Genomic DNA, 18,601 nt, shown 5'->3' with positions numbered 1-18,601 from the left:
CGCGTCGTAAGAGAGGCAACCATGGCACTCAATCTGACCCCCCCTGACATCAGTGAGCTGAAACCGCGGATTACCGTCTTCGGCGTCGGTGGAGCAGGCGGCAATGCCGTCAACAACATGATCACTGCCGGGTTGCAGGGGGTCGATTTCGTCGTCGCCAACACCGATGCGCAGGCGCTGACCATGTCGAAGGCCCAGCGCATCGTGCAGATGGGCACCCAGGTGACGCAGGGCCTCGGTGCGGGGTCCCAGCCTGATGTCGGCGCGGCGGCGGCGCAGGAAGTGATCGACGAGCTGCGCGACCATCTCTCGGGCGCCAACATGGTGTTCGTCACCGCCGGCATGGGCGGCGGCACCGGCACCGGCGCCGCTCCGGTGATTGCCAAGACCGCGCGCGACATGGGCATCCTCACCGTCGGCGTCGTCACCAAGCCGTTCCACTTCGAAGGCCAGCGCCGCATGCGCACCGCCGAGTCCGGCATCGCCGAGCTGCACAAGGTGGTCGACACGCTGCTGATCATCCCGAACCAGAACCTGTTCCGGGTCGCCAACGAAAAGACCACCTTCGCCGACGCCTTCGCGATGGCCGACCAGGTGCTCTATTCGGGCGTTGCCTGCATCACCGATCTCATGGTGAAGGAAGGCCTGATCAATCTCGACTTCGCCGACGTAAGAGCGGTGATGAGGGAAATGGGCAAGGCGATGATGGGCACCGGCGAGGCGACCGGCGAGAAGCGCGCGCTGACCGCGGCCGAAGCCGCGATCGCCAACCCGCTGATCGATGATTCCTCGATGAAGGGGGCGCGCGGCCTCTTGATCTCGATCACCGGCGGCAAGGACCTCACTTTGTTCGAAGTCGACGAAGCCGCGACGCGGATTCGCGAGGAAGTCGACCAGGACGCCAACATCATCGTCGGCGCCACCTTCGACGAATCGCTCGACGGCATCATCCGCGTCTCCGTAGTCGCCACCGGCATCGACCAATCGCAGATTGCGCGCAACGCGGGCACCGCCGCCGCTGCCACCACCACCGCAACCACCGCCTCTGCCACGCCGTCTTCGCCGGACAACCGGCTGGCCGAACTGACCGCTCGCCTGCGCGCCGACAATGCGCGCCTGGCCGAACGCGCCCAGAAGCTCGAGCCGGCGGCTGCGCCGCAGGCGGTTACTCCGGCACCTGCCGCTACGCCGGCGCAGCGCGGCAACGTCGAGCGCGCGGCGCTTGCCGCGATCGCTGCGGCGGTTGAGACGCCGCAACAGGCCCCGATCCAGCCAGCCTCCTATGGCGACGTCACGGTTCGCCCGATCGCGCAAAAGCCGACGCTGTTCCCGGATCACAAGGAGGCCGCCCGCGTCGAGCCGGAGGCGCCGGCGCCCGAAACCTTCATCCCGCAGGCGGCCGAACGTCCGCCGGCCCGCACGCCGCGGATGCCGAAGTTCGAGGACCTCCCGATGCCCGCCCAAGCCGAGATCCGGCACGCCCGCGGCGAGCCTGAGGAGGAGCATCCGCAGAAGACGCGGCTGTCGCTGTTGCAGCGGCTCGCCAATGTCGGCCTCGGCCGCCGCGACGAAGAGACCGAGCCGCCGATCGCGGCACGTGCCTCCGGCCCGTCGATGGCGCCGCTGCCCGAACGCAAGCCGCAGCGCACTGTCGCCCAGCAAACGGCGAATCACGAGCCGGTATCGGAGTATGCAAAGCGCTCGGCGCCGCAGGGCCTGGACGCCCATGGCCGCCCAGCACCTGTTGCACCAACGCCACAGGGCGACGACCATCTTGATATCCCGGCCTTCCTCCGACGCCAGGCCAACTGAGCTTTTGTTACAATCGAAGTGATCCAAGGGGCCCCGGCTGGAACAGTCGGGGCCCTTCTCTTGGCCTGGTGCCGAGGTTCAGAGGACTGGCCAACCAACTGATTTTAAATCATTAATTATTCATTCCGTGATCAGATATCGAAGCTCGAACAGCGTCTGGCCGTGTCGGAGTTTGGTTAACCCCTGGCGCGAATGCGGCAGAGATAGGGTAACAATCCGTAAAGAAGCGTGAGTTGTGCGCCTTAGGGCAATGTCTATGGTCTGCCGTGACTTGGGGATGCCTAGAACGCGAATCGACGCTTAGTGCGCGGTTCCCGTCTTTGGGTTAAGTCGGGTAGTGGGCAGTTATCGATGAAATTCAGCCGCCAAACCACGCTTCGGTCGCAAGCCACCGTAACGGGCGTTGGCGTTCATTCCGGATTACCTGTCAGCCTGACGCTTGGACCTGCTCCTGTGGATGCGGGTTTTGTTTTTGTCCGTACCGGCCTGGATGAGGCCGATCGCGAGGTCCGCGCAGTAGCCGCCTCCGTAACCGCCACCGATCTTGCTACCGTTCTTGGCGACCGCGAAGGTCCGCTGGTTTCCACCGCCGAACATGTCCTTGCTGCCCTGCGCGGCATGGGTGTCGACAACGCCATCATCGAAGTCGACGGCCCCGAAGTTCCGATCATGGACGGCAGCGCGGCGGCTTTCGTTGCCGCTATCGACCAAGCCGGTATCGTCACCCAGTCGGCCTCCCGCCGCTTCATTCAGGTGCTCAAGCCGGTGCAGGTCGCGATCGGCGACAGTTTTGGCGAGTTGCGCCCGCATGGCAACGGGTTCCGCGTCGAGGTCGAGATCGACTTCGACAACGCCATGATCGGTTGCCAGAAATATTCCATCGATCTCAGCCCCGAAAGCTTCCGCCGCGAGATTTCCCGCGCCCGGACCTTTGGCTTCATGAAAAACGTCGCACGACTCTGGGGCGCCGGTTATGCGCGTGGCGCCTCGTTTGAGAATACGGTGGTGTTCGACAAAACCCGCCTGCTGAACACCGAAGGGCTGCGCTTCACCGACGAGTGCGCCCGCCACAAGGCGCTGGATGCGGTCGGTGATTTGACCCTGGCTGGTCTGCCGCTGCTCGGCGCCTACCGTTCGGTACGTGGCGGTCACAAGCTGAACCACGCCGTGCTGACCGCCCTGTTGGCCGATCGCAGCGCCTGGCGGGTGGTCGAGGCCGAACCGGCACGCCGTCCCCGCGCCTATGTCGAGGCCGGCGCGGGCATGGTGGGCGGCATGATCGCCCCCGCCTATGGTCCCGACGTTTCCTGACTTTCGTCTTTGCAAAACCTCCGAATTTTGAGCTGTTTTGCGCCGCTTGGGCGCGTTTTGCGTAGTAACCACAGTGGTAACGTGGCCGTTCAGCCGCCTTAATCCGGGCGAATTGGCTGCGTATTCGGTTGGTCGAGGACCATTTTTCGGCTAGAGAAGCCCGCGGTAGCACCACAAGGTGCAACGCGTATTGGGCTCAAGAAATTTGGGGCACGGGGAATATGACGTCCATGGCTGCGGTTCACGGACGGGCGGGCTCACTCATCAGTCGCATCACGGGGCGTCAGGTCACAAATTCCATGTCGGCACAGCGTATGACGCTCGAATCAGGCAAATCACTCGGGCGCTTCAGGCTCGCTTGCGCCGCGCGCTCGCTGCGGCTGGCGGCTGGCCTGATTGCGCTCGCCATTCCCTTGAGCGGCTGCGGCACCGGCGCGCTGTGGGACAAGTTCACCGCCAAGGACGACACCTTCAACGAGGAGCCGGCGGACAAGCTCTACAATGAGGGCTTGTACCTGATGAACCAGCGCAAGGATAACAAGGCGGCATCGAAGAAATTCGAGGAGGTCGATCGCCAGCATCCTTATTCCGACTGGGCGCGCAAATCGCTCCTGATGTCGGCCTACTCCTTCTACAATGCCGGCGATTACGATAGCTGCATCGGCGCAGCGACACGTTACGTCACGCTGCACCCCGGCAGCCCCGATGCGGCTTACGCGCAATATCTGATCGCGGCCTCGCATTACGACCAGATCCCGGACATCTCTCGCGACCAGGGCCGCACCGAAAAGGCGATCGCGGCGCTGGAAGAGGTGATTCGCAAATATCCGACCTCGGAGTATGCCAACTCCGCCAAGGCCAAGCTCGAAGGCGCGCGCGACCAGCTCGCCGGCAAGGAAATGGACGTCGGCCGCTATTACATGGAAAGGCGCGACTACACCGCCGCCATCAACCGCTTCAAGACCGTGGTCACCCGCTACCAGACCACGCGGCATGTTGAGGAAGCGCTGGCGCGACTCACCGAGGCCTATATGGCGATCGGCATCGTCGGCGAGGCGCAGACGGCGGCAGCCGTACTTGGGCACAATTTTCCTGACAGCCGCTGGTACAAGGACGCTTATAATCTTGTAAAGTCGGGCGGTCTTGAGCCGAGCGAGAACAAGGGGTCCTATATTTCCAGGGCCTTCAAGAAGTTGGGTCTCGGGTAGTTGAGCGGATTTGACATTCGCTCGATACTTGCCGCGACTTCGTGAAGCGAATGTCAAATCCATAAAGCTCCACTGCCAGCTTGATATTTGCTAGTGGTCCTTTTGATTCTAACATTCGCAAAGTGGCTCCCCGGCGGGGAGCGAATGTTAGAACCGGACCACTAGGAATTGACTTCGCATGCTGGCGCGTCTGTCGATCCGTGACATCGTCCTGATCGAACGGCTCGATATCGAATTCTCCCGTGGCCTCGCGGTACTGACCGGCGAAACCGGCGCGGGCAAATCCATCCTGCTCGATGCCTTCGCGCTGGCGCTCGGCGGCCGCGGTGATGCGGGCCTGGTTCGCCATGGCGCGGAGCAGGGCCAGGTGACGGCCACCTTCGACGTTCCCAAAGGCCATCCCGCGACAAATATCCTTTCCGAGAACGGCCTCGACGACGCGAGTTCTCAAGATGCTTGCGAAATGATTCTTCGCCGCGTGCAGCTCGCCGACGGCCGCACCCGCGCCTTCATCAACGACCAATCGATCAGCGTGCAGACCCTAAAGGCGGTCGGCGCGGCGCTGGTCGAAATTCACGGCCAGCATGACGAGCGCGCGCTGGTCGACGCCTCGACGCACCGGCAGTTGCTCGATGCCTTTGCCGGGCTCGAGAAAGAAGTCGCCGCGCTGGAGACGCTGTGGGAGGCGCGGCGCACCGCCCACCAGGCACTCGATGAGCATCGCGCCAGCATGGAACGCGCCGCGCGCGAGGCGGATTATTTGCGCCACGCCGCCGACGAGCTCAAGGCGCTGAAGCCGAAGGACGGCGAGGAGACCGCACTCGCCGAACGCCGCACCACCATGATGCAGGGCGAGAAGATCGCCAGCGACCTGCGTGAGGCGCAGGAGGCGGTCGGCGGCCAAAACTCGCCGGTGCCGGCGCTGGCAGCGGCCGTGCGCCGCCTCGAGCGCCGCGCCGCCAATTCGCCGGCGCTGGTCGAGCCGGCGGTGAAGGCGATCGACATCGCAATCAATGCGCTGGAGGAGGCCGACCAGCATCTCAGCGCCGCGCTGGTTGCGGCCGATTTCGATCCGGCCGAGCTGGAGCGGATCGAGGAGCGGCTGTTTGCGCTGCGCGCTGCCTCGCGCAAATATTCCACACCGGTCGATGGGCTCGCAGCACTGGCTGCCAAATTCGTCTCCGATGTCGCACTGATCGACGCCGGCGCCGATCGGTTAAAGAAGCTGGAAGCGGCGGCTGCCGAGGCCGACCAGCGCTACGGCGCGGCGGCGGCGAAGCTGTCGGCGGCCCGAGCTAAGTCCGCCGAAAAACTCAACAAGGCCGTCAACGCCGAACTCGCGCCGCTGAAACTCGAGCGCGCGAAATTCATGACGCAGGTCGACACCGATGCGAAGTCACCGGGGCCGCAGGGCATCGACCGCGTCGAGTTCTGGGTCCAGACCAATCCGGGGACAAAGCCGGGACCGTTGATGAAGGTCGCCTCCGGCGGCGAGCTGTCGCGGTTCCTGCTGGCGCTCAAGGTGGTGCTGTCCGATCGCGGCTCGGCGCCCACGCTGGTGTTCGACGAAATCGATACCGGCGTCGGCGGCGCGGTGGCGGATGCGATCGGCGCGCGGTTGTCGCGGCTCGCCGGCCAGGTCCAGGTGATGGCGGTGACGCACGCGCCGCAGGTTGCCGCAAGGGCGAACCAGCATCTTTTGATTTCCAAGGACGCGCTCGACAAGGGCAAGCGCGTCGCCACCCGCGTCAACGCGCTCGCCGCCGACCACCGCCGCGAGGAAATCGCCCGCATGCTGGCGGGGGCGGAGATCACAGCCGAGGCGAGGGCGGCGGCGGAACGACTGTTGCGCGCCGCGACGGCGTAATCTGCTCGTGTCCCGGATGCGGTGCAGCGTGAAACGCTGCGCCGCAGAGCCGGGACCTACCGTGCGGATGGACTCCGGATCAGCAGCGCACCGTCCGCACGATTCTGCGCATCGCCGAGCGCGCTGCAGCATCGGGGAACGATGTCCGCCACCGCCTTTTCTCCGAGCGACGTTCGTCGTATTCAACCTACATGGCCAAGACAGCGAAAACAAAGACCCCCACCGACGTCGGAAAACTCACCAAGGCGCAGGCCAAGGTCGAGCACATGCGGCTGGCGCTGGAGCTCGAAGAGCACGACAAGCGCTATTACCAGGAAGATGCGCCCAGCATCAGCGATGCCGAATACGACGCCCTGCGGCAGCGCTTCAATGCGATCGAGAAGCGGTTTCCCGAACTCGTTACAGCGGAATCGCCATCGCAAAAGATCGGCGCGACGCCGTCGGGCCGCTTCAGGAAGGTCCGCCATGCGGTGCCGATGCTGTCGCTCGACAACGCCTTTGCCGAACAGGACGTGCTCGACTTCGTCGGCCGCATCACGCGTTTCCTGAAGCTGCCGGATGACAAGATCAACTTTTCCGCCGAGCCGAAGATCGATGGGCTGTCGATGTCGCTGCGCTATGAGGGTGGCGAACTCGTTACCGCAGCTACCCGTGGCGACGGCGCGGAAGGCGAGGACGTCACCGCCAACATCCGCACGCTCGAAGACGTGCCGCAGAAGCTGAAAGGCCGCAACGTTCCTGACATATGCGAGGTGCGCGGCGAGGTCTACATGACCAAGAAGGCGTTCCTTGCGCTGAACGAGCGCCAGAAGGCCGCAGGCGATACCATTTTTGCAAACCCGCGCAATTCGGCTGCAGGCTCGCTGCGTCAGAAGGACCCGAGCATTACGGCCTCGCGCCCGCTTGGCTTCTTCGCCTATTCCTGGGGCCAGATGAGCGCGATGCCCGAAAAGACTCAAACCGACATGATCCACTGGTTCGAGCGCTGCGGCTTCAAGACCAATCCGCTGACAAAACTCTGTCACTCCGTCGAGCACTTGATCGCGTTCCATCACGAGATCGAGGAGCAGCGCGGCGAGCTCGACTACGACATCGACGGCGTCGTCTACAAGATCGACCGTATCGATTGGCAGGAGCGGCTCGGCTTCGTCTCGCGCACGCCGCGCTGGGCCGTCGCGCACAAATTCCCGGCCGAGCGGGCCATGACGGTGCTGCGCGACATCGAGATCCAGGTCGGGCGCACCGGCTCGTTCACGCCAGTCGGCAAGCTCGAGCCGGTCGGTGTCGGCGGCGTCATCGTGCAAAACGTCACGCTGCACAATGAGGACTACATCAAGGGTATCGGCAACAAGGGCGAAGTGCTGCGCGAGGGCCGTGACATCAGGCTCGGCGACACCGTCGTGATCCAGCGCGCCGGCGATGTGATCCCGCAGGTGGTCGATGTCGTCATCGACAAGCGGCCGAGAGGCGCCAGGGAATTTCACTTCCCGAAGAAGTGCCCGTGCCCGCTGCATACCGACGTGGTGCGCGAGGAGACGGCAACTGGCGAGGAAGGCTCGCGCGCCCGCTGTACCGGCGAGTTCGCCTGTCCGTTCCAGAAGATCGAGCATCTGAAACTGTTCGTGTCGCGCCGGGCGTTCGATATCGACGGGCTCGGGGAGAAGCAGCTCCAGTACTTCTTCGACCGCGAATGGGTGCGGGAGCCGGCCGACATCTTCACGCTGCCGAAACGTAACGCCAGGCTGAAGCTCGAGGAGATCGAGGGCTACGGTGAAACCTCGGTGCGCAACCTGTTCGCCGCGATCGAGAACCGCCGCCGCATTTCGTTGGAGCGCTTCATCTACGCCCTCGGCATGCGCCATGTCGGCGAGACAACCGCGCTGGCACTGGCGCGCGGCTACGGTTCCTGGGATGCATTCCACGATGCCTGCCTCAAGGTCGCCAAGGGCGACGAGGACACCATCGCCGAGATGGATGCGCTCGACCAGATCGGCGACACCGTGATCAAGAGCGTCGCCGCCTATTTCGGCGAAAGCCATAACCGCGGCATCGTCGAGCGGCTGGTCAAGGAGCTCAGCGAGATCATTGACGCCGAAAAGCCCAAGAGCAATTCGGCCGTCGCCGGCAAGACCGTGGTGTTCACCGGCTCGCTGGAAAAGATGACGCGGGACGAAGCCAAGGCCACCGCCGAGCGGCTGGGCGCCAAGGCCGCCGGTTCGGTGTCGAAGAAAACGGACTACGTCGTTGCGGGGCCGGGCGCGGGTTCAAAACTCGCGGAAGCCAAGAAGCACGACGTGCCGGTGCTGACGGAAGATGAGTGGCTGAAGCTGATCGGGGAGTGAGAGGTTCTCCTCCCACCGTCATTGCGAGGAGCGACGCGACGAAGCAATCCATCTCTCAGCTTGTCGCGCCATGGATTGCTTCGCTTCGCTCGCAATGACGGGGTTAGGCCGACGTTCGCGGCATTGGTACACAGGGGCCACCGCTCCCGGATGTCGCTCCGCTTATCCGGGCTATGGCATTGCCGAATCCGCCGAGCAGTTCCTCGCAAGTGTTCGGCCGTCAGTCGAATTCGAGGCGTCTAGCTTTCTCCCAAGGCCGGAAGGGCGACACTACGCGGCCCTTGCGATCAATGCGTCCCCACTGTCCGCCCTCGTACCAGCTATGCTCGCCGTCGCCGGCAATCGTGCAGGCTGTGCAGACGACGGCAACCCCATCCTCGAATGGATAGGCTCCGTCATACGTTGCCGGTATCACGAGATTGAGTTTGCGGTCGATGTACCCGATCTTGCCTCCGACCCGCGACCGCGCGAGACCATCCTTGAAATAGTCCGGGCCGTTGTCCATGAATTCAACCGGCATCGGGATGACGCCTCGTCGAACGTAGAACCATTGGCCTTTTCGTGTGTCAGTCCGATCCATCAACAAGACGGAAGCCAGCCCATCACGGTCATATCGAAGTCGAGCCAAATAGGATGGCTTCAAGCGCGGCCGCCCGTCGGCGCCGGTTGCCGCGCATTGCTTGAAAATGCGCTCGGGCTCCCAGCAATCGAAGACCACTGGCGCAACCGTGTCCTGATCGCCTGCAATGATCGGCTTGGACGAGAGTACAAGCAGGGCGCTCAGCGCAACGATCTTGAGAAAATCAGGCATTATGCACGCTCGTGGGAGGCGGGCTGTATACAGCCGTCGTTGCTAGCGCAGCGAAGCAATCAATTGCGGCGTAAGAAAGTAGGACGTAGCAAGCGGATAGGTGGATTGCTTCGCTGCGCTAGCAACGACGAGGGGATGCGCAGCACCACTCCTCACAACATCCGCGAGTCTTCCTCCTCCGCCTTCTCCATGAGCTCCTCGCTGACCACAACCGTTCGCCGCGGCACGAGGAAGAACATGGAGCAAGCACACGCGATGGACAGTGCGAAGATCGCCGCCGTCAGCGGCAGCGTGGTCGTGGAGTGGCCGCCGAGATAGGCGCCGAATTGCGAGACCAGCGCGCCGATGCCCTGCTGCAGAAAGCCCATCGCGCCGGAGGCGGTGCCGGCGGCCTCGGGACGCGCGCTGATGGCGCCGGCCGCGGCGTTGTTCATGACGAAGGCGTTCGCGACCATCACGATCATCTGGGTGCCGAACAGCCAGAGCGGCGCCTGGTTGATCCCGGCAACGCTCAAGACGAGGTTCAAGAGGGCGCCGCCGAATTGCACCGCGAGCCCGAACCAGATCAGCTTCTCCAGCGAATGCCGCGGCGCGAAACGGACGCAGAACACATTGCCGATCAGATAGGCAAATCCCGTCGTCGCGAACCACGCGCCATATTCCGCCGTGGTTCGGCCCATCTGCGTCACCACGATGTAAGGTCCGCCGCCGGCGAACATGAAAATAATCTGGGAAGCCAGCACCTGGCACAGCACATAGCCGATGAAGGCGCGGTTGCGGATCAGCTTGCCGACGTCGCCGCGGAAGCTGCTGCTCTCGCTGCGTTCGCCGCGCGTCTCGGGCAGCGCCAGCGCGATCAGGACCGCGACGCTGAGCGAAGCCGCCGTGATGAAATAGAAGATGGCGCGCCAGCCGAACGCGGTCTCCAGGAGGCCGCCGACCAGCGCGCTGAGCATCTGCGCCATCATCATGACGGCAATCACGAGGCTGATCATCGAGCTGATGCGGTCGCGGCTGTAGAGATCGCGGATGATGGCGCGGCTCACCACCATGCCGGTCGCGCCGCCGAGTGCCTGCAGGAAGCGCGCGGCAATCAGTTGCGGCAGCGTCTGCGCCAGCGAGCAGCCGACGCTCGCCGCCACCATGAGCGCAAGGCCCGCGAGCAGCACCGGCCGGCGTCCGAACTTGTCCGACAGCGGTCCCATGATGAGCTGCGAGCAGGCGATGCCGACCATGTAGAGCGACACCGTCATCTGCGCGACGGAGATGTCGCCGCCGAACGTCGTCGCCAGCACGGGCAGCGCCGGCACCAGCATGTAGAGCGAGATCGGCGCGACGCCGGTCATCGCCACCAGCATCAGCAGCATGATCTTCGAGATCGCGGCAGCGTTCGCCGCCGCGTCGGGCGGCTTGCCCACGACGCCGTGCATTCAGTTCAGATCCTGTTTTGGTTGAAACGGACTGTAGCGCGGTGGCTGATGGCGAATACGGTAGATTCGGCATGCGGCCATGCCGAATTGGGGAGGCGGTACGAGCCTGGGCCGCTGGATTCTACTTTGCATGGGGTTGTTTTCGCGATTTTGTGTCCGGCGCGCGCGCCGTATCGCTATAGGGGGCGGGCAACGGCGTACCGGATCCTCCGCCGTCGCCGGGGCGGCTGGTGGAAAGTAGGATGGGTATCGCTGCGCTCCACCCATCCTACGGCTGCATGAGGCACAGTGACTAAATCGGCAGCAGCGCTGCCGTCGCTTCGTCCAGCCACAGCTTCGTGGTGTTGTCGTCAAGGTGCGGGCGCACCGCGCGGTTGACGCGCTCGTGGTAGTCGTTGAGCCATTTCAGTTCGGTTGCGCTCAGCATGTTCACATCGATCAGGCGGCGGTCGATCGGCGCCAGCGTCAGCGTCTCGAACGCGTTCACCGGCTTCTCGGCGCCGGGTATATCGGTGCCGATGACGAGTTCGAGATTCTCGATCCGGATGCCGTAGGCGTCGGTCTTGTAGTAGCCAGGCTCGTTGGAGAGGATCATGCCGCGCTTCAAGGGCGTGGTGCCGAGTTTCGAGATGCGCGCCGGGCCTTCGTGCACCGAGAGATAGCTGCCGACGCCGTGGCCGGTGCCGTGCTCGAAATCGAGGCCGGCCTGCCACAAAAATTGCCGCGCAAAGGAGTCGATCTGCGCGCCGGTGGTGCCGTCCGGAAACACCGCGCGTGCAATCGCGATGTGCCCACGCAGCACGCGGGTGAAACGATCGCGCATTTCGTCGGTGGGATTGCCGATTGCGATGGTGCGGGTGACGTCGGTGGTGCCGTCCTCATATTGCGCGCCGGAATCGATCAGCAGCAGGTCGCCAGGCGAAATTCGCCGGTTGCTCTTGCGGGTGACGCGGTAATGCACGATGGCGCCGTTCGGCCCGGTGCCGGCGATAGTCGGAAACGAAACATCCTTCAGCGCGCAGGTCTGGCGGCGGAACGTTTCCAAGGCCTCGACGGTATCGATCTCCGTCAACGCGCCCGACGGCGCCTCGCGGTCGATCCAGGCGAGGAAGCGCGCCAGCGCCACCGCGTCGCGCTGGTGCGCGGTCCGCGTGCCCTCGATCTCGGTGATATTCTTCACCGCCTTCAACAGGCTCACCGGATCGTTGCCGCGTACCGGTTTTCCGCCGGCGCCTGCGATCAGCCGGCTCAGCGCGTCCGCGGCGGTGGCGGCATCAAGCGCAATCGCGGCCCCGCTGCGCGCAAGCTCAGTCAGATCAGGCACCAGCGCGTCGGGCTCCCGCACATCAGCGGATTGTTCGAGATGGTCGCGCGTCAGGTTGGACAGCTTGCGATGGTCGATGAAGATGGTGGGGCGGCCGTCCTTCGGCACCAGCGCGTAGGACAAAGGCAGCGGCGTGTGCGAGACGTCGGCGCCGCGGATGTTGAAGGTCCAGGCCACCGCGTGGCTGTCCGACAGCACCAGCGCGTCGACGCCGAGCTTGTTGATCTCCAGCCGGATGCGCTTGAGTTTTTCGGCTTCGATCTCGCCGGAAAACTGCACGCCGTGAGTGGTGACGCGGCCGAGCGGCGGGGCCGGGCGCTCGGTCCAGATCGAATCCAGCGGGTTGGTTTCGACCGCAATCAGTTCAGCGCCCGCCTTGGTGCAGGCGGCGGCCAGACGCTCGGCTGCCGCCGACGTGTGCAGCCACGGGTCGAAACCGAGCCGGTCGCCGGCCGCAAGGTGCTTGGTCAGCCACTGCTCCGGCGGCGGATCGGCCAGCGGCTCGATTTGCCAGGCCTTGCGGTCGACCTGCTTGGCGGCCTGCAGCGTATAACGGCCATCGACGAAAACCGCGGCATCGCGCGTCAGAACGATCGCCATGCCTGCCGAACCAGTGAAGCCGCTCAGCCAGGCCAGCCGTTCTTCGGCGGCCGGGACATATTCGTTCTGTTGCTGATCGGCGCGCGGAACCACGAATCCCGTCAGCTTCCGCCGCGCCAGCTCCTCGCGGAAGCGCGCCAGCCGCGCGGTCAGCGCCACGCCGCCTTCGGGTTCTTCGAATGTCTGGAAATGGGCTTCGAACATTGCCTGGTCACTTTAGGGTTGGGTGGAGCGGTCCGCAATGCGGCAGTCTCCGCCACAATTTGGCATAATCTGTGCTTCAATATGTCGGTCCGCGCTAGTCGGACGGAGCGGATTGCGGTGTAGCCGCTCAGCTCAGGATACCGGGAGAAGCTCCAGGAGTGTTTCAACTCAACGAAGAGGGGATACACCATGCCTGCTTTCACGTTTGAGAAGATTTCACCGCCGGAACGTCGCGGCCCCGTGCCGCCCGTCGCCAACAAGAAGCAGCGCGGCGTCATCGTCCAGATCCTCGACCGGTTCGCGGAAGCACGCGTCAAGCGGTCGTTGAAGAAAGAGAAGGGCGCGGTCGCCCGCAAGGGGCCAAGATCAGCCGATTAGAATTTCAGTTCACCTTGCGCAGCAGGAGGCTGCTCCAGCCTTCGATGCGCAGATGCCGCACGGGAACCAGCCCACGGGCGCGATAGGCGGCGATGACGGCGGGCGCTTGATGCGTCAGCAGCCCTGAGAGAATGACCAGCGCGCCGGGCGCCAGATGCCGCGCCATCGGCCCTGCCAATTGCCGCAGCGGATTGGCCAGAATATTCGCCAGCACCAGATCGAACGGCGCGGCTTGCGCAAATTGCGGCGCCGAGAAGCCGGTGGCGCGGACCGCCCGCACCAGATGTCCCGATACGTTCAGCCGCGCATTGTCGCGTGCGACCTGCACCGAGGGCGGATCGATATCGCTGGCCAGTATCTTGTCGTGCAGCGCTTTCGCCGCCGCAATCGCCAGCACGCCGGTGCCGGTGCCAAGATCGAGCACGCGGCGCGGGCGCCAAGCTTTCAGGACATGATCGAGCAACAGAAGGCAGCCGCGCGTGGTGCCGTGATGGCCGGTGCCGAAGGCCAGCGCCGCCTCGATCTCGATGCCGAGCTTGTTGGGCGAGATCCTGTCGCGGTCATGCTGGCCGTGGACCACAAAGCGTCCGGCCGGCACGGGAACAAGGTCTTCGAGGCTGGCCTTGACCCAATCCTTGGCCTCGACCGTATCGAAGGCGATGCCGGCTGCGATTTCCGCGCCGGCCGCATTGGCCACGAGTTCGCGGACCAGCAGCTGATCAGGCGGCTCGCCAAAATGTACCGTGACGTCCCATCGGCCATCCGGCCGTTCGAACGCGGCGATTGCGGCCTGGCCTTCAAAGAAAACTTCGGTCAGGGCGTCGACGACGCCCTTGGCTGTGTGCTCGTCGCCGACAGCAAAATGAACGCGATGTGTGGGGGCGAGAGAAGTCATTGAAGAACCTAGGAGAAAGTGGGGAGCGATTGGGAGTGAGCGTTTCGTTCAAATTTGAGCAAATTTCATGTCGGGCCACTCGGAACAGTTGCATTCTTCCACGGCCTATCCACAGCCGAGCGGGGAAGTTGCCAACCCGTTATCGACGGAAGCATACCGACGTCTTCCACAGCCGTGCCGCGGGTTATCAACAGGTAATCCACAGGCTTCTCCCGTCGTTGCCCACCGGCTTTACCCCATATTGTCCACTGCGTTCTGCCTATCCGAACAAGGCGCGGTGATCGCCCAGGATCACCTTCGCGGCGTTGTGGCCGGGGGCGCCGGTGACGCCGCCGCCAGGATGCGCGCCCGAGCCGCAATGGTAGAGGCCCTTCAGCGGCCCGCGATAATCGGCATGGCCCAGCATCGGCCGTGCCGAGAACAATTGATTGAGCGTTAGCGCCCCATGAAAGATGTCGCCGCCGAGCAGGCCGAACTGGCGCTCGAGATCGAGCGGCGACAGCACCTGACGGCCGATCACGCTTGCCCCAAAGCCCGGCGCGAACTTGTCCACCGTCGCGATCATGAGGTCGGCGACCTCCTCGCGGTGATCGTCCCATGACTTTCCATCCGGCAATTCCGGCGCGACGTGCTGGCAGAACAGGCTCGCGACATGCCGGCCCTCCGGTGCAAGGGAGTCGTCGAGCGTCGAGGGGATCAGTATTTCCACCACCGGCTCGCGGCTCCAGCCATGCTCTCGCGCGTCCTGCCAGGCGCGATCCATGTAACCGAGGCTGGGTGCGAGAATGATGCCAGCAGTGAGGTGATCGCCGGCGCCGGGCAGGGCGGTGAAGGAAGGCAGCGTGTTCAGCGCGACATTCATCCGGAACGTGCCGGATGCGTTGCGCCAGCGCGCGATGCGTTCGAGGAATTCCGGCGCCAGCGCGCCCGACGGCACGAGCCGCGTATACAGCAATTTCGGATTGACGCCGGAGACGACGTATTTGGCACGGATGGTCTCGCCATTGTCGAGCACGACGCCTGCGGCGCGCCCGCCCTCGACGATCACCTCGCGCACGCCGGCGTTCGTTTCGATCTCGGCACCGTAGCCGCGGGCCGCGCGCGCCATGGCTTGCGTGATCGCGCCCATGCCGCCGATGGCGTGGCCCCATACGCCCTTCTTGCCGTTCACCTCGCCGAACGCATGGTGCAGCATCACATAGGCGGAGCCGGCGGCGTAGGGGCTGGCGTAATTGCCGACGATGGCGTCGAAGCCGAACAGCGCCTTCACCAGGTCGCTCTCGAAGCGCTCGTCCAGCATTTCGCCGGCCGAGCGCGTGAACAGGTCGAGCAGGCTGCGCTGCTGTTCGAGCGAGAGCTTGCGCAGGATGCCGGCCGTGCCGACCGCGTTGAAGGCCTCGCGGATCGCGCCGATCCCAAAACCCTCGACGAGGTTCGGTGGCGCGCGTAGCACGAATTGCCGGAGCACGTCGGCGATGGCTTCCAGTTCGCGCGAGAAGGCCTCAATCGTGACGGCATCGCGCTCGCTGAGTTTAGCCACCGATTGCCGGGTGCGGCCCTCGCCGGTCAGGAGATAGCTGCCGTCGGGGGCGGGCAGAAAATTCTGCGCGCGGCGCTCGACGATGCGCAGGCCGTGTTCGGCGAGTTTCAGGTCGGCGATAATCTGCGGATTGAGCAGGCTGACGGTATAGGCGGCCACCGAATTGCGGAATCCGGGATGGAATTCCTCGGTCACCGCGGCGCCGCCGACCGCCTTGCGACGCTCGACCACTTTCACGCGCAGGCCGGCCATCGCGAGATAGGCCGCGCAGGTGAGGCCGTTATGCCCCGCACCGATGATGACGATTTCGGTTTCGCTCATGTCCGCTTCAAGAAGGTTTGATTAGTTTGAACCCGTCATTCCGGGATTGTCCGAAGGACAAGACCCGGAATCTCGAGGTTCCACAATGTGCACTTGCACATTGGGGTTCGATGCTTTGCATCGCCCCCGGAACGACATCTCATCCCGCATTGCCCGTCATGTTGCCATATGCTCTATCTGCGCTTCTGGCACAACCTGCCGGAATGCTCGCCGCCGGCTCCCGCCGGGTTCAAGCCGGAGCTTTCATGATTTCTGAACCGTCTGCCTCGCGAAACCGGCTGGTGCTGGCCGTCTATACCGCTGCGATCTTCGTCAGTGCGTTGTTGTTGTTTTCGGTGCAACCCCTGTTCACCAAGATGGTGCTGCCGCGGCTCGGCGGCTCGCCGGCCGTTTGGTCGGTGGCGATGGTATTCTTCCAGTCGCTGCTGCTCGGCGGCTATGCCTATGCGCATTTTTTGATGCAGGCGCGCAATCGAACGATTCCCGTGGCGGTTCATCTCGCGCTGCTCGCAGTTGCGATGCTGACGATGCCGCTGTCGATCGCGAGCGGGTGGGGCGATCCGCCGAATTCAGGCTATGCGCTCTGGCTGCTCGGCTTGTTTGCGGTTTCGATCGGCCTGCCGTTCTTCGCGCTCGCGGCCAACAACCCGCTGCTGCAGGCCTGGTTCGTCCGCACCGGCCACCCCAACGGTCCCGACCCGTACTTCCTCTACGCTTCCTCGAATGTCGGCAGTTTCCTGGCGCTGTTGTCCTATCCGGTGCTGCTGGAGCCGATGTTCACCCTGCGCATGCAGAACCTGATCTGGACCGGCGGCTATGGCCTCTTGATCGTGCTGATTGCCATCTGCGGGGTGTTGCTGCTGCGCTCGCCAGTGAGGGCGGCGGAACTGAACTTGGCGCCCGACGATAGCGACGTGCCGGCGCCGTCATGGATCTTGCGCGCCCGCTGGATATTCCTCGCGGCCGTGCCGTCGGGGCTGCTGATCGCAGTAACGGCCCATATTTCCACCGACGTCGCCGCAGCGCCGCTATTGTGGGTGCTGCCGTTGTCGCTCTATCTCCTGACCTGGGTGCTCGTCTTCCAGTCGCGCCCGCTATTGCCACACAAATGGATGTTGCTGGCGCAGCCGCTGGCGATCGCCGGCATCGTGGTGCTGCTCGCGTTCGGCGGCGAACAGAATCTGCTGCTGACGCTCGGCGGGCACCAGTTCTGCTTTTTCGTGATTGCGATGGCTTGCCACGGCGAACTGGCGCGCACGCGCCCGGCGGCGAAATATCTCACCGGCTTCTATGTCGCGCTATCGTTCGGCGGCATGGTCGGCGGCCTCTTTGCCGGCCTGATCGCGCCGTTCACCTTCTCATGGGTTGCGGAGTACCCGATCCTGCTGGCGCTCGCGGCGCTGTGCCGGCCGACCGGCGGCGAACGGCTGCCGCGCTGGAGCGCCTGGTACTGGCCGTTTCTTGCGGTGCTGGCGGTGGCGTTGATAGCGCCGGCCTGGTCGACGGGCAAAACGTTCAACTGGTTCGAAGATCATCGCGTCTGGGTGATCGGCGCAGTCGGGGCGCTGGCGGCGTTGCTGGCGCTGGCGCTCGACGCCAACCGCTGGAAGATCTTTGCGACCGTCGTGGTGGCGCTGGTATTGCTGCGCGCCTATCCTTCCGACGACGGGCGGGTCGAGACGGTGCGCAGCTTCTTCGGCGTCCACAAGATCGTGGTGACGCCGAACGGCCAGTATCACGTGCTGATGCACGGCACCACGATCCACGGCGCCGAGAAATTCAAGAACGACGACGGCACGCCGGTCACCGGCCAGCCGGAGCCGATCACCTACTACTACAGGGACGGCGGCATCGGCCAGGCGATCACGGCGATCCGGGAACGCAAGGGCGCGCCGCTGCGCGTGGCCGTGATCGGGCTGGGCTCCGGCACGCTGGCCTGCGCCTCGGAGCCCGGCGAGGAATGGAAATTCTTCGAGATCGACCAGACGATGGTCGATACCGCGCGCGACCCGAAATATTTTACCTATATCCAGGTCTGCGAACCGAACATGCAGCCCGTGATCGGCGATGCGCGGCTCACCTTCGCGCGCGAGCCCGACGGCGTCTATGACCTGATCATCGTCGACGCCTATTCGTCGGATGCGATCCCGGTTCACCTGGCGACCGAAGAGGCGATGGAAATCTACAAGTCCAAGCTGGCGCCGCAGGGGGCGGTCGTGATGCACGTCTCCAACCGGCATCTGGAGCTGTCGAGCGTGGTCGTCGGCATCGCCGATGCCAACGACTTGAAGAGCTGGGTCTACAGCGAGGATTCCGGGCGCGACAGTGAATACATCTTCTCGACCTCGGTCGTGGTCTCGGCGAGGGAAGAGACTGACGTCGGCAAGCTGGGATCGTCGGAGCAATGGGCGCTGACGGAAGCCAGGGAAAACCAGCGGGTCTGGACCGACGATTATTCCAATGTGCTGGGCGCGGTATGGCGGCGGCTTAGAAAAGGCGAGGAATAGGCGAGTTGCAGCCGGGCAGGGTGCGCCTATGATCATGGTCGGCCCCGAACC

The 18,601-nt window shown here is 64.2% G+C and carries 12 protein-coding genes; 7 read left to right on the top strand and 5 right to left on the bottom strand.

Going from position 1 to position 18,601, the window contains the following annotated elements; translation table 11 throughout:
• Window positions 1-21 precede the first annotated feature (21 nt).
• The 5 genes from ftsZ (at window position 22) to ligA (ending at window position 8,540) form a co-directional block, all read left to right on the top strand.
• A complete protein-coding gene (gene ftsZ / locus V1278_RS31470; protein WP_334383429.1) occupies window positions 22-1,812 on the top strand; it encodes a cell division protein FtsZ in 1,791 nt (596 codons plus the stop codon).
• A gap of 351 nt (window positions 1,813-2,163) precedes the next feature.
• The gene (gene lpxC / locus V1278_RS31465) at window positions 2,164-3,123 is read left to right on the top strand and encodes a UDP-3-O-acyl-N-acetylglucosamine deacetylase (RefSeq protein ID WP_334383428.1); all 960 of its coding nucleotides are present in this window, start codon (window positions 2,164-2,166) and stop codon (window positions 3,121-3,123) included.
• A 299-nt stretch (window positions 3,124-3,422) separates the two neighbouring features.
• Window positions 3,423-4,331 (top strand): outer membrane protein assembly factor BamD, encoded by a 909-nt coding sequence (locus V1278_RS31460; protein WP_442893714.1) that lies wholly within the window; start codon window positions 3,423-3,425, stop codon window positions 4,329-4,331.
• Between the two features lie 178 nt (window positions 4,332-4,509).
• Window positions 4,510-6,198 carry a DNA repair protein RecN gene (gene recN, locus V1278_RS31455; protein WP_334383426.1) on the top strand — a complete coding sequence of 563 codons (1,689 nt, stop codon included), beginning with the start codon at window positions 4,510-4,512 and terminating at the stop codon, window positions 6,196-6,198.
• Window positions 6,199-6,389: 191 nt separating this feature from the next.
• Window positions 6,390-8,540: an NAD-dependent DNA ligase LigA gene (ligA, locus tag V1278_RS31450; RefSeq protein WP_334367435.1), complete on the top strand. Its 2,151-nt coding sequence runs from the start codon at window positions 6,390-6,392 to the stop codon at window positions 8,538-8,540.
• Between the two features lie 220 nt (window positions 8,541-8,760).
• On the opposite strand, the gene V1278_RS31445 is transcribed toward ligA, so the two are convergent.
• The 3 genes from V1278_RS31445 to V1278_RS31435 form a co-directional block, all read right to left on the bottom strand.
• Window positions 8,761-9,351 (bottom strand): WG repeat-containing protein, encoded by a 591-nt coding sequence (locus V1278_RS31445; protein WP_334383425.1) that lies wholly within the window; start codon window positions 9,349-9,351, stop codon window positions 8,761-8,763.
• Window positions 9,352-9,503: 152 nt separating this feature from the next.
• The gene (locus tag V1278_RS31440; RefSeq protein WP_334383424.1) at window positions 9,504-10,781 is read right to left on the bottom strand and encodes a multidrug effflux MFS transporter; all 1,278 of its coding nucleotides are present in this window, start codon (window positions 10,779-10,781) and stop codon (window positions 9,504-9,506) included.
• 292 nt (window positions 10,782-11,073) lie between these two features.
• Entirely contained in the window at window positions 11,074-12,909 is a 1,836-nt protein-coding gene (locus V1278_RS31435) for an aminopeptidase P family protein (protein ID WP_334383423.1), read from the bottom strand.
• A gap of 189 nt (window positions 12,910-13,098) precedes the next feature.
• Here V1278_RS31435 and V1278_RS31430 point away from each other — a divergent pair, with 189 nt between their 5' ends.
• Window positions 13,099-13,287, top strand: a complete 189-nt coding sequence (locus tag V1278_RS31430) for a hypothetical protein (protein WP_334367439.1) — start codon at window positions 13,099-13,101, stop codon at window positions 13,285-13,287.
• Window positions 13,288-13,291: 4 nt separating this feature from the next.
• Here V1278_RS31430 and V1278_RS31425 read toward each other — a convergent pair whose 3' ends face one another.
• A complete protein-coding gene (locus V1278_RS31425) occupies window positions 13,292-14,182 on the bottom strand; it encodes a 50S ribosomal protein L11 methyltransferase (protein WP_334383422.1) in 891 nt (296 codons plus the stop codon).
• Window positions 14,183-14,441: 259 nt separating this feature from the next.
• Window positions 14,442-16,043: a phytoene desaturase family protein gene (locus V1278_RS31420; protein WP_334383421.1), complete on the bottom strand. Its 1,602-nt coding sequence runs from the start codon at window positions 16,041-16,043 to the stop codon at window positions 14,442-14,444.
• A gap of 245 nt (window positions 16,044-16,288) precedes the next feature.
• Here V1278_RS31420 and V1278_RS31415 point away from each other — a divergent pair, with 245 nt between their 5' ends.
• Window positions 16,289-18,550: a fused MFS/spermidine synthase gene (locus V1278_RS31415; protein ID WP_334383420.1), complete on the top strand. Its 2,262-nt coding sequence runs from the start codon at window positions 16,289-16,291 to the stop codon at window positions 18,548-18,550.
• Window positions 18,551-18,601 lie beyond the last annotated feature (51 nt).

The sequence above is a fragment of the Bradyrhizobium sp. AZCC 1577 genome (genome assembly GCF_036924575.1).
Classification (GTDB): domain Bacteria; phylum Pseudomonadota; class Alphaproteobacteria; order Rhizobiales; family Xanthobacteraceae; genus Bradyrhizobium.
This window is presented reverse-complemented; position numbering and strand designations above follow the sequence as displayed.

Bases quoted from the DNA above. Each gene is read 5' to 3' on its own strand.
- ftsZ (WP_334383429.1), top strand. From the start codon at position 22: ATGGCACTCAATCTGACCCCCCCTGACATCAGTGAGCTGAAACCGCGG.
- lpxC (WP_334383428.1), top strand. From the start codon at position 2,164: ATGAAATTCAGCCGCCAAACCACGCTTCGGTCGCAAGCCACCGTAACG.
- V1278_RS31460 (WP_442893714.1), top strand. From the start codon at position 3,423: ATGTCGGCACAGCGTATGACGCTCGAATCAGGCAAATCACTCGGGCGC.
- recN (WP_334383426.1), top strand. From the start codon at position 4,510: ATGCTGGCGCGTCTGTCGATCCGTGACATCGTCCTGATCGAACGGCTC.
- ligA (WP_334367435.1), top strand. From the start codon at position 6,390: ATGGCCAAGACAGCGAAAACAAAGACCCCCACCGACGTCGGAAAACTC.
- V1278_RS31445 (WP_334383425.1), bottom strand. From the start codon at position 9,351: ATGCCTGATTTTCTCAAGATCGTTGCGCTGAGCGCCCTGCTTGTACTC.
- V1278_RS31440 (WP_334383424.1), bottom strand. From the start codon at position 10,781: ATGCACGGCGTCGTGGGCAAGCCGCCCGACGCGGCGGCGAACGCTGCC.
- V1278_RS31435 (WP_334383423.1), bottom strand. From the start codon at position 12,909: ATGTTCGAAGCCCATTTCCAGACATTCGAAGAACCCGAAGGCGGCGTG.
- V1278_RS31430 (WP_334367439.1), top strand. From the start codon at position 13,099: ATGCCTGCTTTCACGTTTGAGAAGATTTCACCGCCGGAACGTCGCGGC.
- V1278_RS31425 (WP_334383422.1), bottom strand. From the start codon at position 14,182: ATGACTTCTCTCGCCCCCACACATCGCGTTCATTTTGCTGTCGGCGAC.
- V1278_RS31420 (WP_334383421.1), bottom strand. From the start codon at position 16,043: ATGAGCGAAACCGAAATCGTCATCATCGGTGCGGGGCATAACGGCCTC.
- V1278_RS31415 (WP_334383420.1), top strand. From the start codon at position 16,289: ATGATTTCTGAACCGTCTGCCTCGCGAAACCGGCTGGTGCTGGCCGTC.